The organism is Neobacillus sp. MER 74 (assembly GCF_023714155.1).
Map to the genome: position 1 here is coordinate 84,408 of NZ_JAMAUV010000010.1, position 20,953 is coordinate 105,360.

Annotated in this window: 16 protein-coding genes; 10 read left to right on the forward strand and 6 right to left on the reverse strand. The window is 38.6% G+C overall.

What is annotated here, in order from left to right:
* Window positions 1-33: 33 nt before the first annotated feature.
* The 3 genes from M3610_RS17155 to M3610_RS17165 all read left to right on the forward strand — a co-directional run bounded on the left by M3610_RS17155 (window position 34) and on the right by M3610_RS17165 (window position 6,179).
* Complete coding sequence (locus tag M3610_RS17155; protein ID WP_251460906.1) at window positions 34-1,233, forward strand: Gfo/Idh/MocA family protein; 1,200 nt, start codon at window positions 34-36, stop codon at window positions 1,231-1,233.
* Window positions 1,234-1,449: 216 nt separating this feature from the next.
* Complete coding sequence (locus M3610_RS17160; RefSeq protein ID WP_285851303.1) at window positions 1,450-2,871, forward strand: sugar porter family MFS transporter; 1,422 nt, start codon at window positions 1,450-1,452, stop codon at window positions 2,869-2,871.
* Between the two features lie 536 nt (window positions 2,872-3,407).
* Window positions 3,408-6,179, forward strand: coding sequence for an endo-beta-N-acetylglucosaminidase (locus tag M3610_RS17165; protein WP_251460915.1), 2,772 nt, complete (start codon window positions 3,408-3,410; stop codon window positions 6,177-6,179).
* Window positions 6,180-6,359: 180 nt separating this feature from the next.
* Here the strand turns inward: M3610_RS17165 and M3610_RS17170 are convergent, their stop codons facing one another.
* The gene (locus tag M3610_RS17170; RefSeq protein WP_251460917.1) at window positions 6,360-7,223 is read right to left on the reverse strand and encodes a sugar phosphate isomerase/epimerase family protein; all 864 of its coding nucleotides are present in this window, start codon (window positions 7,221-7,223) and stop codon (window positions 6,360-6,362) included.
* 279 nt (window positions 7,224-7,502) lie between these two features.
* On the opposite strand from M3610_RS17170, the gene M3610_RS28335 reads away from it, so the two are divergent.
* The 5 genes from M3610_RS28335 to M3610_RS17195 all read left to right on the forward strand — a co-directional run bounded on the left by M3610_RS28335 (window position 7,503) and on the right by M3610_RS17195 (window position 14,098).
* Entirely contained in the window at window positions 7,503-8,384 is an 882-nt protein-coding gene (locus M3610_RS28335; protein ID WP_251460919.1) for an AraC family transcriptional regulator, read from the forward strand.
* A gap of 186 nt (window positions 8,385-8,570) precedes the next feature.
* A complete protein-coding gene (gene iolE / locus M3610_RS17180) occupies window positions 8,571-9,485 on the forward strand; it encodes a myo-inosose-2 dehydratase (protein ID WP_251460921.1) in 915 nt (304 codons plus the stop codon).
* 26 nt (window positions 9,486-9,511) lie between these two features.
* The gene (locus M3610_RS17185) at window positions 9,512-10,939 is read left to right on the forward strand and encodes a sugar porter family MFS transporter (RefSeq protein ID WP_251460924.1); all 1,428 of its coding nucleotides are present in this window, start codon (window positions 9,512-9,514) and stop codon (window positions 10,937-10,939) included.
* 98 nt (window positions 10,940-11,037) lie between these two features.
* On the forward strand, window positions 11,038-12,072 hold the full coding sequence (gene iolG / locus M3610_RS17190) for a bifunctional inositol 2-dehydrogenase/D-chiro-inositol 1-dehydrogenase (RefSeq protein ID WP_251460925.1): 1,035 nt from the start codon (window positions 11,038-11,040) through the stop codon (window positions 12,070-12,072).
* A gap of 523 nt (window positions 12,073-12,595) precedes the next feature.
* Window positions 12,596-14,098, forward strand: coding sequence for a malate:quinone oxidoreductase (locus M3610_RS17195; protein WP_098575917.1), 1,503 nt, complete (start codon window positions 12,596-12,598; stop codon window positions 14,096-14,098).
* A gap of 231 nt (window positions 14,099-14,329) precedes the next feature.
* Here the strand turns inward: M3610_RS17195 and M3610_RS17200 are convergent, their stop codons facing one another.
* The 3 genes from M3610_RS17200 to M3610_RS17210 form a co-directional block, all read right to left on the reverse strand.
* Window positions 14,330-14,767, reverse strand: a complete 438-nt coding sequence (locus tag M3610_RS17200) for a YfmQ family protein (protein WP_251460927.1) — start codon at window positions 14,765-14,767, stop codon at window positions 14,330-14,332.
* A 171-nt stretch (window positions 14,768-14,938) separates the two neighbouring features.
* A complete protein-coding gene (locus M3610_RS17205; protein WP_251460929.1) occupies window positions 14,939-16,309 on the reverse strand; it encodes an MATE family efflux transporter in 1,371 nt (456 codons plus the stop codon).
* A gap of 119 nt (window positions 16,310-16,428) precedes the next feature.
* A complete protein-coding gene (locus M3610_RS17210) occupies window positions 16,429-16,752 on the reverse strand; it encodes a hypothetical protein (protein WP_251460931.1) in 324 nt (107 codons plus the stop codon).
* 278 nt (window positions 16,753-17,030) lie between these two features.
* Here M3610_RS17210 and M3610_RS17215 point away from each other — a divergent pair, with 278 nt between their 5' ends.
* Entirely contained in the window at window positions 17,031-17,378 is a 348-nt protein-coding gene (locus M3610_RS17215; protein ID WP_251460932.1) for a VOC family protein, read from the forward strand.
* Between the two features lie 835 nt (window positions 17,379-18,213).
* Window positions 18,214-19,041, forward strand: a complete 828-nt coding sequence (locus tag M3610_RS17220; RefSeq protein ID WP_251460934.1) for a DUF2935 domain-containing protein — start codon at window positions 18,214-18,216, stop codon at window positions 19,039-19,041.
* A 33-nt stretch (window positions 19,042-19,074) separates the two neighbouring features.
* Here M3610_RS17220 and M3610_RS17225 read toward each other — a convergent pair whose 3' ends face one another.
* Together M3610_RS17225 and M3610_RS17230 are read right to left on the reverse strand one after the other, a co-directional pair.
* Window positions 19,075-19,986 carry an EamA family transporter gene (locus M3610_RS17225; RefSeq protein ID WP_251460945.1) on the reverse strand — a complete coding sequence of 304 codons (912 nt, stop codon included), beginning with the start codon at window positions 19,984-19,986 and terminating at the stop codon, window positions 19,075-19,077.
* 211 nt (window positions 19,987-20,197) lie between these two features.
* Window positions 20,198-20,920, reverse strand: coding sequence for a GTP cyclohydrolase II (locus M3610_RS17230; protein WP_396953655.1), 723 nt, complete (start codon window positions 20,918-20,920; stop codon window positions 20,198-20,200).
* Window positions 20,921-20,953 lie beyond the last annotated feature (33 nt).

Sequence of the window (20,953 nt, forward strand, 5' to 3'; positions counted from 1 at the left end):
TTAAAAGTTATACAATTGAGAGGAGTTTTTACGATGTTAAATGGAGAGAAAAAGATTGTAAAACCACTACGCTGGGCTATGATTGGAGGCGGACGAACTGGCCAGGTTGGTTATAAACACCGCATTGGTGCCCTAAGGGATAATACAGCTTATCAATTGGTCGCGGGTGCATTTGATATTGATGCAGAAAGAGGAAAAGACTTTGGTGTTAATCTTGGTGTGGATGCGAACCGCTGCTATCCTGATTATTTAAAAATGTTTGCGGAAGAAGCGAAACGGGAAGATGGTATCGAGGTTGTCTCCATAGCCACTCCTAACGGAACCCATTTTGAAATCACGAAAGCAGCATTGGAAGCTGGATTGCATGTTATTTGTGAAAAACCTTTGTTCTTTACTGTCGAAGAGGGTGAAAAGATTAAAGCTCTAGCTGAGAAAAAAGGAAAAATTGTTGGGGTAACTTATGGTTTCTCCGGAAATCAGTTGCTGCTTCAAATGCGGGCAATGATTGAGCAAGGTAAGATCGGTGATATTCGTGTCGTTGATTTGCAGTACACACATGGTTTTAGTGCAACCGAACAAGGGGATAAATCAAATGCTGCCCAAAAATGGCGTGTAGACCCTAAGGTTGCTGGTCCAAGTTTTGTTTTGGGTGATCTTTCCACCCATACTTACTATATGTCCGAGCTGATTATGCCAAACATGAAAATTAATAAATTATTATGTGACCGACAAAGTTTTGTTGGATCCCGTGCTCCTTTAGAGGATAATGCTTTTGTTCTGATGCAATATGAAAACGGAGCAGTTGGCAGACTATGGACATCATCTATTAATGCAGGCTGTATGGACGGCCACAGAATTCGCATTGTCGGATCGAAAGCAAGCCTGGAATGGTGGGATAGCAAACCAAATGAACTAAGATACGAAGTTCAGGGAGAACCGATTCAAACGTTAATTCGTGCCATGCCTTACTTGGATGAAACCTGTAATGCGGATGAGCGTTTAGGAGCATTGCATCAAGAAGGATTATCCGAATCTTGGGCCAATATTTATCTGAAATTTGCTATTGCCATTGATGCCAAAAATCGCGGCGATGAGGAAACTTTGAAAAATCTAGTATACCCTGATATTAATGCTGGAATTGAAGGGATACGCTGGATTGAAAACTGTGTTCGTTCTGCAGACAACGGATCGGTTTGGGTAGAATATGAGAGCAAAAAACCACAGCTAGTATAAAAAAGGATACGATAAAGGCCGGGGGGCAATTACCTAGTTTGCTCCCCGGTTAGCTAAAATACATTTTTTATCTAACCGGAGAGCAAAATGAAAGCGTTTTAAATTAATCCCGAATAAGCAAGGATCTTATGGGAGTCTATTATTCCAATCTGACTTAAACAAGGAATCTAGCAGAAGAAATTGTTATAAAACAATTAAACAAAGGGGAAATTTAATATGCAAAATCTCAAAGCATCTGATGTTCCAGTTCAAATGGAACTTGATGAGAAAAAGAACCCAAAAAAGTTCTTAAAATTAATTACGACTGTATCAACATTCGGGGGTCTATTATTTGGATATGATACAGGAGTCATTAATGGGGCACTTCCATTCATGGCTAAACCAGACCAATTAAATCTGACTGCTTTTACAGAAGGGTTAGTAGCGAGTTCATTAATCCTAGGTGCGGCTTTTGGTTCAATAACGGGAGGTCGGTTATCTGATAAAAAAGGACGCAGAAGCCTAATCATGTATCTAGCAATCTTATTTTTATTTTCAACAATAGGCTGCGTTCTTGCACCAAATGCATCCATCATGATTATATTCCGATTTTTGCTTGGTCTTGCTGTCGGTGGTTCTTCCGTGATCATACCATCGTATCTTGCAGAAATGTCTCCTTCGGACCGGCGGGGCATGATGGTTACTCGAAATGAATTGATGATTGTAACTGGTCAGTTTCTAGCTTATATATTTAATGCAGTCATCGGAAATACCTTCGGTGATACAGGACATGTTTGGCGGTACATGTTAGTCATTGCAACATTACCAGCTGTGGCTTTATGGATTGGCGTGGTTATTTTACCAGAAAGTCCGCGCTGGTTAGCCTCAAAAGGAAGAATGGGCGATGCACTAAAGGTGCTTCAAATGATTCGTAATGAGAGTACAGCACAACAAGAATTAGATGAAATAAAAGCACATATCCAAGCAGAAAAGAAAATGGAAAAAGCAACACTTAAAGATTTAAGGATCCCTTGGATTCGAAAGATGGTATTAATAGGGGTTGTAATCGGGTCAGTCTCGCAGTTAGTCGGTATAAACTCTATTATGTATTATGGGACACAAATTCTTGAAAGTTCCGGTTTTGGAACAAAAACGGCTTTGATTGCAAACGTCGCAAATGGATTAATCGCCGTTATTGCTGTTATAGTTGGTATGTCCATCATGCACAAAGTGAATAGACGGACAATGCTGCTTACAGGTTTAACGGGTGTAACAGTTGTACTTATTACGATTGGTATTTCTACTTTCGCACTTGCTGGTTCACCTGTATTGCCATTTGTAGTATTATCACTGACAGTCCTATATTTAGCCTTCTTCCAAGGAGCGATTGGTCCTTTAGGCTGGCTGATTATTGCTGAAATTGCTCCTGCTCGCTTACGTGGTGTTGGTATGGGAATTGCTACATTATTCTTATGGCTTTGTAATTTTATAGTAGGTCTATTCTTCCCTACTCTTTTGAAGGTTGTCGGACTCTCAGGAACATTTTTCCTATTTGCTGTATTTGGGTTCATTGGGGTGGCATTTGTAGCGAAAAACTTACCAGAGACAAGAGGGCTTTCGCTTGAGCAAATAGAAGAGAACTTTAAAATGAAGGCGTAGAAAAAAATAAATGCATAACTGAAACGCGGAGATGGTCTAGAGGATCGCTCCGCGTTTTTTTGTATAGGCTTTGTTAGATGAGATTATTTCGCTTAAAGCAATCATACTTTTGTAAAAATATACGTGCTTCACCATATTGATCCATTGAATGGTTAATACATACCCTTATTTATACATTTCTTAATTAAATACAGTAAATCTAATATTATTTTAGTTTTCCTGGGTACATAATTTTATTACTATATAATGGTAATTTACTGTTAATTGAAGGAAGGGGCAGATTCTAAATTATTTCTAATAATGGAGGTTTTAAGATGCGGAAAGGTTTATTTGAAAAAACGATGAAAAATTAGTTATTTTTTCAACCATTTCTTTGTTAACGTTTACATTACTCCCTGTATCAGCGCAAAACCAGACAGAACATGATCAATCTTTTGAAACACCAATACAAATGATGGAACTGTCAGCCTGTAGCACCTCCCCCATTTGCCTTCAGAATGCTGCTGGCAACACTACCAAACTAGGAGGAAAGATCAGTGAAAAAAGCCAAACTAGCAATTGCAACAGCATTAATGATGACACTCTCAACACCTTCACTACACGCATTTGCTGGAGACGCCATGCCCCCTACAGGGGATGCTGTCTTCGGGAAGAATCAACCGGTGACTCACGGATATAGAGCTATGGACATTGAGCATTGGTCTCCAGAAACAGATCCGAATGCGGAGCGCTTAAGAGCCTTTGTGCCTTTACAAGCAAGAAACGAAGCGTTTGCTGCAACGCAAGCGAATCCAAAACTTAGTCCAGAGACCGAGTTTTTTAACTTGACAGGGGATTATGATAATTATTTCTTTGGCGCAACTCCTTATAATAACGAGTTCTCAAACTATTTATTTAACTTCTGGCAGTATACCGATTACTATGGCGGGTGGCATGGGACAGCAACAGAGGATGTGCCGCCAACCTTATATGATCCTGCAGAATCCTGGGAAAGAAGAGCATTTGAATTCGGTATCGTAGATTTACCTAATCCGGCCTATACGAATGCGGCCCATAAAAATGGTGTGAAATCCGTAGGAACTATTTTTATACCGCGCTCAGGACAACCTTATGATCTTATTCTCAAACAACGAGAAGACGGGACGTTTCCGGTAGCTGAGAAGCTCATTGAAATGAAGGAATACTTCGGCTTTGACGGGTATTTCATTAATCAGGAAAGCTCGATTAAACCTGAGCATATTAAGAAATATAAGGCATTCACCAAAACATTAATAAATGCGGGTGTGTATACACAGTGGTATGACACGGTGGACGATGAAAAGGGTAAACTGAGCTACCAGCCTTCGCTTATTCCTTCCCATAGCTCTTTCGTTCGAGATGACGAAATGGGAGGAACTGTTAATAACTCCATCTTTATGAACTACAACTGGAACTCACCGGACGGCTGGAATAACGGAGATAGTACGAATCAAGTTTATATTAAAAAATCCGTAGAAGAAGCTAAACGAAGAGGAATTGATCCTGTCAAAACAGTCTTCTCCGGTGTTGAAGCAGGAATGGGAGGCTTCGGGGGAGCTCATAACTCGACTCGAAATCTGGATGTTATTCTAGATCAAGATACAGGGAATCCTCTGACAGCACTTGCAACATTGGGAGGAAACTTTGTACAACATGCGCTAGACGAAGACCTTGGAGATCCAAGCAAGAATCTTCGAGCAGATGACGATCATCAGTGGATGATCGCTGAGCGCGAGCGTATGTGGTATACCAGCGTTAAGATTGATCCAACAGATACAGATGAACAGAAGGGGTATGCAAGACCGGATGTTGGTGTGAAAGATGCATCAGAATGGACAGGGATATCCAGGTACATCACAGAGCGTTCAATCGTTGATGGAAGTACCTTTGTTACAAACTTTAATACTGGGCACGGCATGAAATATTATATGAATGGCAAAGTTTCGGATGATGAAGAATGGTCAAACATCAATTTACAAGATATCCTTCCAACGTGGCAATGGTGGATCGATACAGAAGGAACCAAGCTGCAAGCGGATTTTGATTATGGAAACTCCGTTGAGAATGGCGATAAATTCACCTACCAGCCGATTGGCGGATATAAGGGCGGAAGCTCACTAGTCGTGAATGGAACTTTAGATGCGAAGAATTTCCTGCGCCTATATAAGACAGATCTAAATGTTAAGAGTACAACAACAGCTTCAATTACGTATAACAAAACTTCAGCTAATGATCGTTCTGAGATCCAGTTAGGAGTTATCTTTAAGGATTCTCCTGATCAAGTTGAATATATCTCTATACCACATAGCGGGAAGAGAACGAAAGGATATGTTACAACGGAATTGGATTTAAGTGCTTACGCCAATCGTGAAATTGCTGCTCTGGGACTTTCCTTTGATCCAAAGGGTAACACTGTTCAAGATTACCAGGTCAATATAGGTGAGCTTAAAATCACAGATGGGCAGGATTACACACCAAGTACACCTACAGGATTTGAAATTAATAATAGGTATCATACCAATGAACTCAATGTCGTATGGGATCGTGAAGATTATAACAAGGTAAAACAATACCATCTCTACGCACAGCTTAATAATGGCAAGGAGGAATTTTTGGGCGGCTTATATGGCGACAACTTTTATATAAAGAACTTAGATAAACATGTCGTGGCCCTTAAACTGACTGCTGTTGGGTCCGATCATTCCGAGAGTAAACCAGCTATTATATCTCTGAATCATAAGAACTTCATCTCAAATGTGAAGGTTAATGAAGATACAGAAGGATTTAATATTAGCTGGGGTAAAGAAAACAAAGGCAATAAGATCCGATTGGACTTAAGCTTTACCGATGGAAGAAAAGATACGTACACCAAGACGGTAGATAAAAAATTGGCTTCTACTAAATTTAAAGTACCTATGAAAGACAATGATCGATACCTTTTAAAAATATCTACCATGGATTCGAATGGTAAAGCCATCGATACCGTCAATTACACAGGCAAAATGAAAGATATATATTCCGAACCATTCGACGGCGGCTACTATATCGATGGAAATAAATTAGGGATTGATGTACCTTCATCAAAAGATTGGTGGCATATGTACATTACAATCAACGGCGAGGTAGTACAACCTATGAAGAAGTATAACGGCGTGGCAACTGATTACTTTATAAGGGGATATCATGATTTTAATGGACTTCCTGTACCTAAAGAGGGATCCATTATAGGTATTACATTGGAAGATTATAATGGGAATATGTCAGAGGTTAAAAAAATAACAGTAAAATAAATATGCATCACCGAGATGCATTGTTATCAAAAGTAAGCCGCATAATTGCGGCTTATTTGTTTAATATTCACCTCACGATGGAGTTTATCCATGTGCCTATAGAATAACTCCCATTCCAAGCCTAAGTAATAAAAAAGGCATAAAGGACTTTTTCTACAAAAAATCCTTTATGCCTTACGATCAATTATGAACAGATTGATTATGATAGTACTTTTCCAATACTTTTAAGGTTGTTTCTTTTGCCTTTTTGATGACTTCTTCCGGATCCATTTGATAATATTCTGGTCGGAATAACTCAACGGATGCGACAAAATCATAATTCAATTCTTTTAATCGTTTTAAATGTGCTCCTAAATCAATCACACCGTGCCCAGGCCATACTCTATCACTATCACGCATTTGGCCAATCGGATAACCCTCCACATCATTGATATGGAAGATAAACAGTTTATCTGCTGTTTCATCTGTTACATCTTCTAATCTTGACCCCATTCCAGTAAATTGGAACGTATCATACACGAGACCTACATTATCTCGATCAACCGTTTTTACAATACTGTATGCTTGTGCGAATGTGTTCACTGTATTTTCCTGAATTCCAATAAACTCAATCGCAATCTTTACTCCGTATGGTTCGGCTAAATCAGATAGATGGGTTAAAACTCGAATACAACTTGCATTTACTTCTTCCGTCAATGTCTTTCCTTTTTCCGTCACATCGATATTAGAAGGGACCACGCAAATATACGGACAATCTATTTTTTTGCAAATCTCTAAGTATTCCTTGAACTCCTCAATAATCTTCTCTTCATCTTCTTTCGTACGGTTATTAAAAAAGCATAATGCGTTCAAAGAAAGTGGTTTAATATGGTGGGTGTCAAAAAAGGCCTTTAAATCATCTAATGTATATTCTTTAAGATAATCTTTTAACTGATCAATGGAGCGAATTTCAATAAAGTCGTAACCGTGTTTTTCACAAAACTCTAAATTCTGTTGAAGAGAAGCACTTTCGAATGTTGTTCCTTCATTAAATGATAATTTCATAGGTAAACCTCCATTTAATTACTTATGTATGCGATTTCAGTTTAATGGAAATTTTCCATGTTTACTCTATATAATCTTGCTTTAAAATTGTATTTTGGTGCTATTTTTTATTTCGTTTTGAAAATATTGGTAGTTTATTATAGACACTTCGGGATATTCAGAGAATATTCTCTGTGCTATTCTATAAAGTATTCGAATAGTTCCAAAAAATAGACCATTATCCTTTGAGTCAGTATAAAATATACTATAGGTATTTATTTTAATTAGTGTTTACCATTAGTGAGAGGTGAAAAAGTGAACTTCTATATTCCAAAAGTAGAACCTGGCATCAAGTCAAAAAAGGGATTATATTTTTATGAACCTTCTGCTTTAACGAAAGAATTATATCATTATGTCCTCTGGGGAGGGGAATATATAGTAGATGTTCCCTACAGCATTCAGCGTGATTACATGAATGCCTTTCTCTTTTTTTATATAAAAAAAGGATCGATGCAATTCCACTATCTTGACCAATCATTTGTAGCCTCGAAAGATGATATTGTTCTTCTAGATTGTAAAGAAAAAAATAACTACTATGCACTGGAAGAGACGACCTTCCAATTTATTCACTTTACAGGTAGTCAAACGCAAGCTATGTATAACGAGTTATACAAAAGAAAGGGTTGTATTTATAGACTGCCTACTGAAAAAAACAATATTCCTACTATTTTATCCCTAATAGAGTCGAAACAGGAAATTGATTTTAAAATATCATTAGAAATTTATGAACTGCTGGGTAATTTAGTAGAAAGTACCCGAAATACGTTTGAAAACAGAGATGCAAATGTGGCAAAAGCAGTACCAAACGAAATGCAAGCCGTCCTGACTTATATAAGTAAGAATTACTCATCTAAAATTAGCGTCGAGCAGCTGAGTGAAATATCCAATTTGAGTACCTATCATTTTTGTCGTACGTTTAAAAAGTATATAGGAACCAGTCCCCACCAATATGTACTAAATTACAGATTGATCCAGGCTAAGAATCAATTGGTGGAAACCAATCTCTCAGTTGAGCAAATAAGCATGGAATGTGGATTTAATAGTATTGGTCATTTTATTAAGGTGTTCTCCCAATCATCTGGAGGTATTACTCCTGGAAAGTTTAGAAAACTTTGTTTTTAATTAAATGTTTTAAAAAGATACCCTTTTCTTTGGGTATCTTTTTATTAAATGTTGATACTATTTAAGTAATTTAGCAAGAAATGATAATTTGATAGCAATTATATATAATACATCGATTCTTCATAATTTATAAAATAAGGTCAACCGGTTAAACAGTCCTACTTTAAAAAGGAAGAGGGTTAAACGATGGAAAATAAAAAAATCACATGGGGGATCGCTCCAATTGGATGGCGAAATGATGATATCCCGGAAATTGGCGCAGAGAATACCTTGTCTCACTTACTCAGTGATATTGTAGTGGCAGGATTTGAGGGAACAGAAGTTGGCGGCTTTTTTCCAGAACCGAAAGTATTGAACAAAGAACTTCAACTTCGCAACTTAAAAATTGCCGGACAATGGTTTAGCAGTTTTATTATTCGCGACGGTGTGGAAGCAGCATCACAAGCTTTCCATAAACATTGCGAGTATTTGAAAGCGGTTAACGCGGCTGTTGCTGTTGTATCAGAACAAACCTATAGTATTCAAGGAACAGAGAAAAATGTGTTTAAAGAAAAACCATCCTTCACAGATAAAGAATGGGATCAGTTATGCCAGGGACTCAATGAATTAGGAAAAATTGCCGAAGGCTATGGTTTGAAGCTAGTTTTTCACCATCATATGGGGACGGGCGTACAAACATTAGCCGAAATTGATCGTCTGATGGAAAACACGGATCCGAATCACGTTCATTTGCTGTATGATACCGGCCATATCTTTGTATCCGATGCTGATTATATGACTTTATTAACTAGCCATATCAATCGTATTCAACACGTTCATTTTAAAGATGTGCGTCCAGCCGTAAAAGAACAATGTGAAAAAGAAGGAAAGTCTTTCTTACAATCCTTTCTGGCAGGAATGTTTACCGTTCCTGGTGATGGCTGCATCGATTTTACAGAAGTATACAATCAGCTTTTGGAAACAAATTATTCAGGCTGGATTGTCATTGAAGCAGAACAAGACCCCTCAGTTGCACATCCGTTGGAGTATGCGTTGAAAGCCCGTCATTACATTAATGAAGAGTTACTTCCATTAGAAAATAGTTCATTAATCAAAGGTTAAAAAAACGAACCCTGGGGAGGGAAATTATGAGTAATCAGGCGATTGAAAGACCACGTGATTACAAAAAGGCTTTAAAGAAGATTACAGTTATATCCACTTTCGGAGGGCTTCTCTTCGGATATGACACAGGTGTTATCAACGGTGCATTACCATTTATGGCTAAATCTGACCAGCTAAATCTAACCCCTGCTACTGAAGGTCTCGTTACAAGTTCACTTCTTTTCGGTGCGGCACTTGGATCAGTATTTGGCGGGCGCTTATCAGACCGTTTTGGACGCCGCAAAATGATTCTTAATCTTGCATTACTATTTTTTATAGCAGCAATAGGATGTACCCTTTCACCGTCTGCTGGTGTGATGATTGTCTTCCGATTCTTACTGGGTTTAGCGGTTGGGGCTGCATCCGTCATGGTACCATCCTTTTTAGCTGAAATGTCTCCGGCCGAGATGCGGGGAAGAATGGTTACCCAGAACGAATTAATGATCGTTTCCGGTCAATTGTTAGCGTTTGTATTTAATGCCATTCTTGGAAATACAGTTGGTGAAGGGGTTTCACATGTTTGGCGTTATATGTTAGTGATTGCGTCCCTTCCGGCTGTGATCTTATGGTTTGGAATGTTAGCGGTTCCAGAGAGCCCGCGCTGGCTGGCGTCAAAAGGAAAACTGGGCGATGCGCTTAGAGTCCTTAATGAAATACGTGATGCAAACCGTGCCCAATCGGAACTTGATGAAATTAAAAATAATATTGCACAAGAGACAGGGACTCAGCATGCAACATTTAAGGATTTAAATGTACCGTGGGTCCGCCGGATTATCGGGATTGGAATTGGTATTGCGATTGTCCAACAAATAACGGGTGTTAATTCCATCATGTATTATGGAACTCAAATTCTTCAAAAATCAGGTTTTTCAACAAATGCAGCACTGATTGGAAATATTGCTAATGGTGTCATCTCAGTAGTAGCAACTATTGTCGGGATCTGGCTATTAGGAAAAATTGGTCGACGTCCGATGCTTATTGCTGGATTGACGGGAACAACAGCAGCTCTTGCCTTAATTGGAGTATTCTCGTTAGTACTTAAGGGATCTCCAGCACTTCCATTTGTTGTTCTCGCCTTGACTGTTACCTTCCTTGCATTCCAACAGGGAGCTATTTCTCCGGTCACCTGGCTCATGTTATCGGAAATCTTCCCGCAAAAATTACGCGGACTTGGAATGGGTGTTACGGTTTTCTGCTTATGGATCACAAACTTCCTTGTTGGGCTATTTTTCCCAATATTACTAAGTGCAGTGGGCTTATCGATCACCTTCTTCCTTTTCGCTGTGTGTGGAATTGCCGCCATTCTATTTGTGAATAAAATTTTGCCAGAGACAAGAGGAAAGTCACTTGAGCAGTTAGAAAGTTATTTCCGTAACTATGGACAAGAAAGCCATCAACAAGCTTCCAATCAATAATCTTTTAAAAAAATATTTGAATGATGAATTAACTAGTAAATGAAAGCGTTGTCTAGTTGTAATACATTAATTACGTAAACATAAAGGAGAGTATCAACATGACTTTAAGATTTGGTGTAGTAGGAACAGGTGCAATTGGAAGAGAACATATTGATAGAATTACCAATAAATTATCAGGTGGAAAAATTGTTGCTGTAACAGATGTCAATCAAGAATCTGCTAAACAAACAGTTGATGCCTATCAATTAGATGCAGTCGTCTATCCTGATGACAAAGCGCTAATTGCGGATGAGAATGTGGATGCCATCTTGGTTACAAGCTGGGGTCCTGCACACGAAGCAACAGTAGTAGCTGCTGTTGAGGCTGGTAAATATGTATTTTGTGAAAAACCATTAGCTACTACTGCTGCAGGCTGTATGAGAATTGTAGAAGCAGAAATGAAGCAGGGTAAGAAGTTGGTTCAAGTTGGTTTCATGCGCCGTTATGATAGCGGATATGTTCAATTAAAACAAGTGATTGACAACAATGAAATTGGTGAACCATTAATGATTCGTGCTGTACACCGTAACCCGGCAGTTGATGAAAACTATGTGACTGAAATGGCCGTTCAAGATACATTAATCCATGAAATTGATGTTCTTCACTGGTTGGTTAATGATGACTATAAATCCGTTCAAGTAGTTTTTCCAAGGAAAACCAAATATTCACATGAAAAATTACAAGATCCGCAATTATTTACAATTGAAACAATTGGGGGCATTGTAATGAATGTGGAAGTATTTGTGAATTGCAGATATGGCTACGACATTCAATGTGAAGTTATTGGTGAAGATGGAATCGCGAAATTGCCGGAAGTTCCAAGTGTTGTTATGCGCAAAGATGCAAAATTAAGCACAGCGATCTTAACTGATTGGAAATACCGTTTTATGGACGCATATGATGTTGAAATCCAGGACTTTATTGATTCAATTACTAAAAAAGGTCAGCCTCAAGGACCAACTTCATGGGATGGCTACATAGCAGCAGTAACATCTGATGCATGTGTCAAAGCCCAGAAAACAGGTGAGAAAGAATCTATTGAACTTCAAGAAAGACCGGCATTTTATGGTGAAAAAGAACTTCAAACGGTATAAATTTTTATTAAACACAATATCTCTTTCGAAAAAGAGTAGAACACTATTTTACTAAAGAAAAAGCCCGATTTTCCTACCACTAAGGAAAGTCGGGTTTTTCTTCCTTTATTTTAGATATTTGCTGGATAATCATTTGAAATCACTTCAAACTGGGGATTCATATGACCTATTTAAGAGATTCATAATATAATTCAGGAAACATACGATTTATTTTACGGCATTCTTTGGAAAAATATAGGGATCGTTGTAAGTAGAGATACATATGACAGAACCGTCCCCTTGGTCTCCACTTGGGAAAAAATATCATTAAAAACCATATGGAAAGACTTCTCGCTTTTCAATACCTTTTAAATAATTTAAAATTGTCATATAATAATAGTAGATATATTAATATTAAATAATGTTATAGATTATGAGTTTGGAATACTTTTGAGACAGAAAAGGTGTGTGATTAGATCGCGCATTACCTTGGTGTAACACCTACATCTTTTTTGCCAAATTTCAGGGGATAAGGTGGGTTAAAATGAACAACGGGGAAACAAAAACAGACGTCATTTTAATTGGTGCCGGAATCATGAGTGCGACTATTGGGACACTCTTGAAAGAATTAGTACCAGAATGGGAAATTACTGTGTATGAGAAACTCGAGAACGCGGGTGAGGAAAGCTCTAACGAATGGAATAATGCAGGAACAGGGCATGCGGCACTTTGTGAACTTAATTACACAGTTGAAAAACCAGATGGATCTTTAGATATTAGTAAAGCGATAAGAATTAATGAACAGTTTCAGGTTTCCATGCAATTTTGGTCTTATCTAGTAAAAAACAATTTGATTGATAATCCACAGGACTTTATTAGACGCTTGCCACATATGAGTTTAGTACAAGGGGAAGAAAATCTAGCTTTTTTGAAGAAACGTTTTGAAGCGCTGTCAAAAAATCCTTTATTTCAAGGAATGGAGTTCTCTGAAGATCATGAAAAACTGATTGAATGGATTCCGCTGATCATGGAAGGCCGTAAATTGAATGAACCGATTGCTGCAACAAAAATTGACTCTGGAACAGATGTCAACTTTGGTGCATTAACACGCATGTTGTTTGACCACTTAGAAACTAAAAATGTCCAGATAAACTATAATCATAATGTTAACGGTATCAAGCGTACTAACGACGGCCAATGGGAATTGAAAGTACAGAATCAATTTAGTGGTACAGTCAAACGCCATACCGCAAAATTCGTCTTTATCGGTGGCGGCGGAGGAAGCCTGCATTTACTGCAAAAATCGGGCATTCCAGAAGGAAAACATGTCGGAGGATTCCCAGTAAGCGGACTATTCATGGTATGTAACAATCCAGAAGTTGTAGAACAGCATCATGCAAAAGTATACGGCAAAGCTAAGGTTGGTGCTCCGCCAATGTCTGTTCCGCATCTTGACACGAGATTTATCGATAATAAAAAATCGCTGCTATTTGGACCATTTGCCGGTTTCACACCAAAGTTCTTAAAAACTGGTTCAAATATGGATTTAATTACTTCTGTCAAACCTAATAATGTTTTGACTATGTTATCTGCAGGCGCAAAAGAGATGGCACTAACAAAATACCTGATTCAACAAGTAATGTTAACGAAAGAACAGCGTATGGAAGAGTTACGAGAGTTTATCCCGAATGCTAAAACAGAGGATTGGGATATAGTAGTAGCCGGCCAACGTGTACAAGTAATCAAAGATACCGAAGCAGGCGGCAAAGGAACACTGCAATTTGGTACGGAAGTGATTACTGCCGCTGATGGCTCAATTGCAGCGTTGCTAGGTGCTTCACCGGGTGCTTCTACTGCCGTTCACGTCATGCTTGAGGTCATCAAAAAATGCTTCCCAGAACATATCAAAGAGTGGGAATCGAAAATCAAAGAAATGATCCCTTCTTATGGCATGTCATTAATGGAAAATCCAAACCTTCTGGATGAAATTCATACTACCACAGAGCAGACACTTGGACTAAGAGAAAAAGAGCTGGTCTTTAGTTAATTCTTTGAAGTAGCAACCAAGGTAAAAAAATACCGAACCTTTAATCTAACTTTGGATTGAAGGTTCTTTTTGTTATGATGTTAAAATGGAATTATAAGAATATGGATAGCCCATATTCTGGGGCCTGTTTATCGCCAGAATATCGGTATGACATTAGAATAACGGAGGAATTAAAAAATCAATAGAAATAAAAATGAACACGGGACTAGGCTTCCGTGTTCATTTTCATAATTAGTATTGGACTTCCAAAGTACTTTTTTGAAGAGGTTCGGAAGATAGACTATACGCGATGACCTTCTTCTTGTACTGTTTGACGACATCAATGCGATCGTTGTAACTGTAAACAAATAATCGAACCTCTTTTTTGCCGCTTTTCGTATCAATAACCAATGGAGGCTGACTATTTTCAGGATGTAAAAATAATTCCTCCGTCCCTGGGTAGATATAATGCTGCTTTAAAAAGACAGCTTCGTTAAAGTAATGAATCAATTGAAGTTTGTCTTCACCTGTTAAGTTTTTTCCGTCAATGGTTATGGTGGCGTCTGTTTCATTTAGTTTTGAGTGAATTTCAAATTTCCTTATAAGCCATTCCACTGGCCCGGTTGGAAGACAAGTCATTAATATTTTAATCGTACTTACGATAATTATCGAAACCACAGCCCAGGTCATTTTCATCATCTCCATTAAAGATTAATAGGTTAATAGGTTTATAATAGCTCAACTGGATCAATCATTAACCATCCAATTGGATTAAAAACACACCATCCACTTTCATCAATTTCGTAAAAATAGAACATGGCCGCCCTTTCGGCAGCCATGTTAATGAGAGTTACCAAGTCATTAAGACAAACTTGATGATAAGTTTTGTTCGACCACTTTCTTCTTTAACCATGGTTTGGAGACCCAGCGCTTTAGGGCAAAAAAACCTCGGATACATTCATCCAATCCTTGGGCAAGCCAAATTCCTAACAGTCCCAAACCAAGTGTAATTCCGAAAAAGTAACTTAAGACGACGGCAATTCCCCACATACTGATGATACCGATGACAACAGGGAAGCGTACATCACCGACTGATTTTAAAGAACCCATGAGAACGATATTCATGGCCCGGCCCGGTTCAATGAACACAATCGCCCACAATACTGGGAGAGCGATCGCGATTATGTCAGCATCGCTTGTAAAAATAGTTAAAATTGGCTTGCCGATTAAAGCAACCGCAAGTGATACCGATGCCGAAATAATCACGGCAATTTTTAAAGTCTTCAGGCCCCTTTTTAGGGCCCGGTCATATTGCTTGGCTCCGATATAACGGGCAATCAACAGTTGTGTCCCTTGGCCAATGGCAAATGTAAATAGGAAGCAAACCATGGATATATTTAAAATATACACCCGTGCTGCTAACCCAGCATCCCCAGTTAGTGCTACAAAGCTTGTAATCACCACTTGTGAAAATTGATAAGAGAGGTTTTCTCCAGCAGATGGGATCCCAATCGAAAGTAGCCCCTTAACATCCTTTTTATTAATTTTAAACAAATCTTTCATATGAAACTTTAAAGCTAGTTGCCTATAAACAAAATAAAAAAGTGCTGCAATGATAAAAATTCGGGCAGCCAACATGGCATAGGCAACCCCGGCAACACCTGTTACAGGGAGGCCGAACCATCCTTTAATGGCAATAAAGGAACCGACCATACTAATCACATTCATGATAACCGTAACAACCATAGTTTCTTTTGTGTGTCCGTAGCTGCGCAAAACAGCACTTAATGCTAATGCAATGGCTTCGAGGAATAGAGACATCCCTATGATAGATAGGAAGGTGTAAGCAAAATCGTAAACTTCCCCGCTCAGGCCGTAAAAGTTTAAAAATACACCGCCAAATGCCACTACAACGATGGTCATCACAATACCAATCCAGAAGTTCACCCCAAATGCAGATCTTGCAAGGCGTCGTGCCCGGTCTAATCGGTTCGCCCCCAAATTTTGACCGATTAGAATGGTTGCTCCGATGGCTGTGACATTAAATACTAAAATAAATATATTAATAATCTGATTGGCTACGCCAACTCCTGCCACTGCGTTATCAGAATATCCGCTTAAAATTAACGTAGCAACAATTCCCATACCCATATGGAGCGATATTTCGATAAAAAGAGGCCACGTGATGCTAAATAATGATTGGTCCTGGTACTTATTGTTTTCTGTAGTCAATAGATTTTCCTTCTTTACTTAAAGTCATATAAAATCTATTCTAACTATATTTGTACGAATTTAAAATAGATATTTCTAAAATTTAGGAGGTCTATTTTGATTAATGGATTAGTAAGTTTTCAATTTTGCTTTTCCTTGATCTTTTCACGGATTTCTTCCAGTTCTTTTAATGACAGTTCACCTAGAGATTCTTTAATTTCTTCCTCCAGTTGTTTTTTATTACTTTCTCGATATTGATCCCACCAATCCCGTAACCCTTCTGTATCATCTAAAAGGTATTCAATGTCAAGTTCCTCTAATTCATCATCCGATAGATAACTCATTACAGCACCTAACATACGTGAAAGTTTATCGATATCATCCTCTTTTTTTTGGTTAGTTTGCGATACAACATTCTCTTCGGTGTCAGGCACCTCGTTATTTAGTGAAGCTTTTCGTGGCATTGTTTACCACTCCTTACCTATTTTACTTTTATCGAATATATTTTAGTATTACCATTAAAAATTGGATTGATGAACGGTATTGAATTTTTCTTATTGAGGACTAAGCTATTATTAATAAATCATTGTAAAAAAAGGATAAATTTGTAATATAATAATATTAACTTGTTTGAGAGGTAAGGAGGTATGCGAGAGAGATTGCATTTAAAAACCGGACCTCCCACGATGAAAGCTAAATTAATCGAAAAAGAAAAGTAAAAAAAAGACAGGAGTTAATTAAGATGATCAAAGGTTTTGGTGGAGTATTTTGGAGGACAAAGAATCTTGAGGCTGTAAAAAAATGGTACAGTGAAGTGTTAAAGATCGAAATAGATAATTGGAATGGAACTATTATTAAACCCCAATTAGGAAATGAGACTGTTTTTTCTTTCTTTGCCGAGAATGACAGTTATTTTCCAACAGAACAACAAGTGATGTTAAACTTTCAAGTACATAATCTAAACGAGACCATTAAGCATCTTGAGCAAATTGGTGTACCTTTCGCTAAGGAAGAAGAGGTTAGTGATTATGGCAAGTTTATTTGGATTAAGGATCCTGAAGGTCGACTGGTCGAGCTTTGGGAGAAATAGCGGGTTGTAATTTATTTGCTGCTGAGTGATTGGCTGCATAGTTGAATATGACATAGAAAAAGACCAAATCGGTCTTTTTTTCTGGCTGTTTTCGGAATAATTGTTGTTTTTGGAACCGATTTAATCATAAAAACCTAAAGAAGGAATTATCATTCGGACATGATTGCCTTTGAAATCGCCAAAGCTGTCCGAAGGCGACCGAAGTTCGGACATGATTGCCTTTGGAATCCCCAAAGCTGTCCGAAGGCGACCGAAGTTCGGACATGATTGCCTTTGAAATCGCCAGAGCTGTCCGAAGGCGACCGAAGTTCGGACATGATTGCCTATGAAAACACCAGAGCTGTCCGAAGACGACCGGAGTTCGGACATGATTGCCTATGAAAACACCAGAGCTGTCCGAAGACGACCGGAGTTCGGACATGATTGCCTTTGAAATCGCCAGAGCTGTCCGAAGGCGACCGAAGTTCGGACATGATTGCCTTTGGAATCACCAAAGCTGTCCGAAGACGACCGGAGTTCGGACATGATTGCCTTTGAAATCACCAGAGCTGTCCGAAGACGACCGAAGTTCGGACATGATTGCCTTTGGAATCCCCAAAGCTGTCCGAAGGCGACCGAAGTTCGGACATGATTGCCTTTGGAATCACCAAAGCTGTCCGAAGACGACCGGAGTTCGGACAAGCTTGCCTTTGAAATCACCAGAGCTGTCCGAATAGTCCACGAATCGAATACAGCAACAAAGTTTACGATAAGAGCCTTTTTTTAAGTTATAAACACCTATTGATTCTTTCATAGTCCTCTCATCCATATAAATGGGGTAGAGGGGGGGAGAGCATTGCAAAGAAATATGATTTCCGTATGGGATGAACATTTATTTTGGTTAGAAGTTTTACAGGATCATGCGTATTTTGTGAGAGACAATCTTTCTGTTAGCGAAGCTGAATACGTTAACACTGCGCAACAATATATTAATTTATTTGGGGATTTAATTGCATCATTAGACAATATTCCACGTTCAAGTAACTATACAGACGAAGCTATGATCTATTTTTCCCAAAGAGCATGGCCTGTTGCAAAAGGATATTTTGAATTTGAAGGGAAATTGCAGGCGCTTAGAATTGATAATAAGGTGAATTTAAATTTATCGCCAACCTACCTGAACGGAACATTAGCTGAAAATCAAGAATATTTGCGGTTTTTAAGTCTGTTGGTTTATGGAAGAGAGCCTGTACCTCTTCCATTACCAGACCTAATGGATTTATGGCTTGAAGATCAACTGGGACACGCCGTTCTGTTTAAGAATATTATTGACCCCATTGAAATCATGGCCAGTACTCAAGCGGAAATGTATATCAACAAATTTCAAGTTTATATCGTTCAAAATCACCACTTAAAGGGTTATTTGCGGTTCAAAGAGCCAGGGTTCGCCCGTCAAACTGAATTTGCTGATGAAGTGGGAAAAACAACTCTAGAGATGAGCCAATTTGTCTACAACATGGTGATTAAATATAAGGAAAATAAATTGCTTAATAAAACAACCTTACGATTTTTAGAGCATCATTTTCCAGAAACCTGTTACTTTATAAAAAAGCTTAGCTTCTTCGCTCCGAATTTACAGGATGCAGCAAGTAAATGCTCTTTAAAAAGACCATCTTATCAATAAAAATGGGGGCCATCATGACGGCCCCCACAAATCTTATAACACCGATTTACTTTCCAATGATGCTGACTTCATTTGAGACTTAGGCCATTTAACGTTCGCGGCCATAATCCCCCCTAAAATAAGGACAACTCCAAGCCATTGTGACAAGTTAACATTCTCGGCTAGAACGATAGCAGACAAGATAACAGCAATCGGTAGCTCAGAGGCTGTTAAGATGGTTCCGAGGCTTGGTCCGACATGCTTCATTCCAATAGAAAATAAAAGCGGCGGCAAGGCGACGCCTAGTAATCCTAGGAACAATCCATAAGGAGCCACTCCCATCATTACGGGTAAATGAAGTAAATTTGTTGGCTGAAAAATCAATAAAACTGTGATTAATCCGCCAGTGGACATGAGTGCACTTTTCTGTACTGGCGGTGTACCCTCTCCCACAGAACTGCTGAGAAAGATAAAAGCAGTATATGAAATCGCGGAAAGCAGTCCCCACACTGTTCCCTGCAAGGTTAGATCTACGCCGCCTTCAGTAATAATGCCAGCAGCAAGAATCGAGCCAATGATTAGAATCCCAATTGAAGCCATTTTCCCCATACTAGGTATTTTTTTATAAACCATCCATTCAATAAAAGTGCCAATCCATACAAATTGAAATAAAAAGATAATCGCAAGTGAAGCATCAAGGGTCTGCAGGGATTGATAATAAAATATGCCCGTCAACCCAACTGGAATTCCTGCTAAAAGCAATCTACCTATGTTCAGCAGTGTAAGTTTTGCCTTCTTTGAAAACAGTGCGACGATCCAGATGAGTAAGGTACCGAGTATGAATTGACTCCCTGTAACCTCTTTTACCGTAAACCCAGCAGAGTAAGCAAGCTTAACAAAGGTCGATAATACACCGTAACAGCATCCTCCTAAAAAAACAATCAATGCATAGTGCCAAGTTTTCATTTTTTCTACCCCTTTTTGATTTTTTTAATCCTTCGATCAAGTTTCCAAACAACAAAAAAGCCACACAGCTCTCACGTGGGAACTGTGTGGCGAAAATAGAGATATTTCTCTAGAAAAGTCCACAAACAAATGAATTTTGTTATTTAATTATTGCCTTTGTTACTTTAAAACAATTGTCATGAAATGTCAATAACTTTGAATGTTTTATTTCCTACGCCATATGACCAGATTTTTTTACTTTCGTCTGTAAGTATTTTTCGTTGTACTCGGAGATATCGCCCCAAAGAGGAGTTCGTCCAGAAACTGTTGCACCTGCTGCTTTTAAGGCCTTAAGCTTTTTCGGATTGTTCGTGATGAGGGTGACGGGTTTGCTTCTTAGCGCTTTAAGCACTTCAATGGCATCCTCGTAATTCCGTGAATCATCTGGAAAACCAAGTCCTTCATTAGCCTCGACTGTATCGTAGCCATTTTCTTGTAGAATATAGGCCATTGCCTTGCTAAATAAGCCTATTCCTCGGCCTTCATGATTGGCTAAATAAAATAACGCTCCGGTTCCATGCTCGGCAATCATTTTCATCGATTGTTTCAGTTGAAAACCACAATCACAGCGCTTGCTTCCAAAAATATCTCCAGTATGACAAATCGAATGCATTCTGATAAGAGCATCCTCACCATATTCAAAATCCCCATAAACGAGGACACTGGATTGTTGGTATTCAGCTAAATTCGCTGAACTTAATTGATCAATGACTTGCTGGAAATCTTCTGTTACATGTTCACTCTTCAGCCAGCTGTACCACTTAAATTCAACCGTTTCCCCGTATAAATTGACCGGAAGCTTGATCGGTCCCACTAGGTAAATCGCTTCCTCACCTTTTTTAACTAACTTTATTTTATCCTCTAAAAAAGAGAGAGTATCTGCTTTTAATTGAATTTGTTCCACTATGAATTCCCCCAATCCATATTT

Coding starts and splice junctions, on each gene's coding strand:
- M3610_RS17155 (WP_251460906.1), top strand. CDS start 34: ATGTTAAATGGAGAGAAAAAGATTGTAAAACCACTACGCTGGGCTATG.
- M3610_RS17160 (WP_285851303.1), top strand. CDS start 1,450: ATGCAAAATCTCAAAGCATCTGATGTTCCAGTTCAAATGGAACTTGAT.
- M3610_RS17170 (WP_251460917.1), bottom strand. CDS start 7,223: ATGAAATTATCATTTAATGAAGGAACAACATTCGAAAGTGCTTCTCTT.
- iolE (WP_251460921.1), top strand. CDS start 8,571: ATGGAAAATAAAAAAATCACATGGGGGATCGCTCCAATTGGATGGCGA.
- M3610_RS17185 (WP_251460924.1), top strand. CDS start 9,512: ATGAGTAATCAGGCGATTGAAAGACCACGTGATTACAAAAAGGCTTTA.
- iolG (WP_251460925.1), top strand. CDS start 11,038: ATGACTTTAAGATTTGGTGTAGTAGGAACAGGTGCAATTGGAAGAGAA.
- M3610_RS17195 (WP_098575917.1), top strand. CDS start 12,596: ATGAACAACGGGGAAACAAAAACAGACGTCATTTTAATTGGTGCCGGA.
- M3610_RS17200 (WP_251460927.1), bottom strand. CDS start 14,767: ATGACCTGGGCTGTGGTTTCGATAATTATCGTAAGTACGATTAAAATA.
- M3610_RS17210 (WP_251460931.1), bottom strand. CDS start 16,752: ATGCCACGAAAAGCTTCACTAAATAACGAGGTGCCTGACACCGAAGAG.
- M3610_RS17215 (WP_251460932.1), top strand. CDS start 17,031: ATGATCAAAGGTTTTGGTGGAGTATTTTGGAGGACAAAGAATCTTGAG.
- M3610_RS17225 (WP_251460945.1), bottom strand. CDS start 19,986: ATGAAAACTTGGCACTATGCATTGATTGTTTTTTTAGGAGGATGCTGT.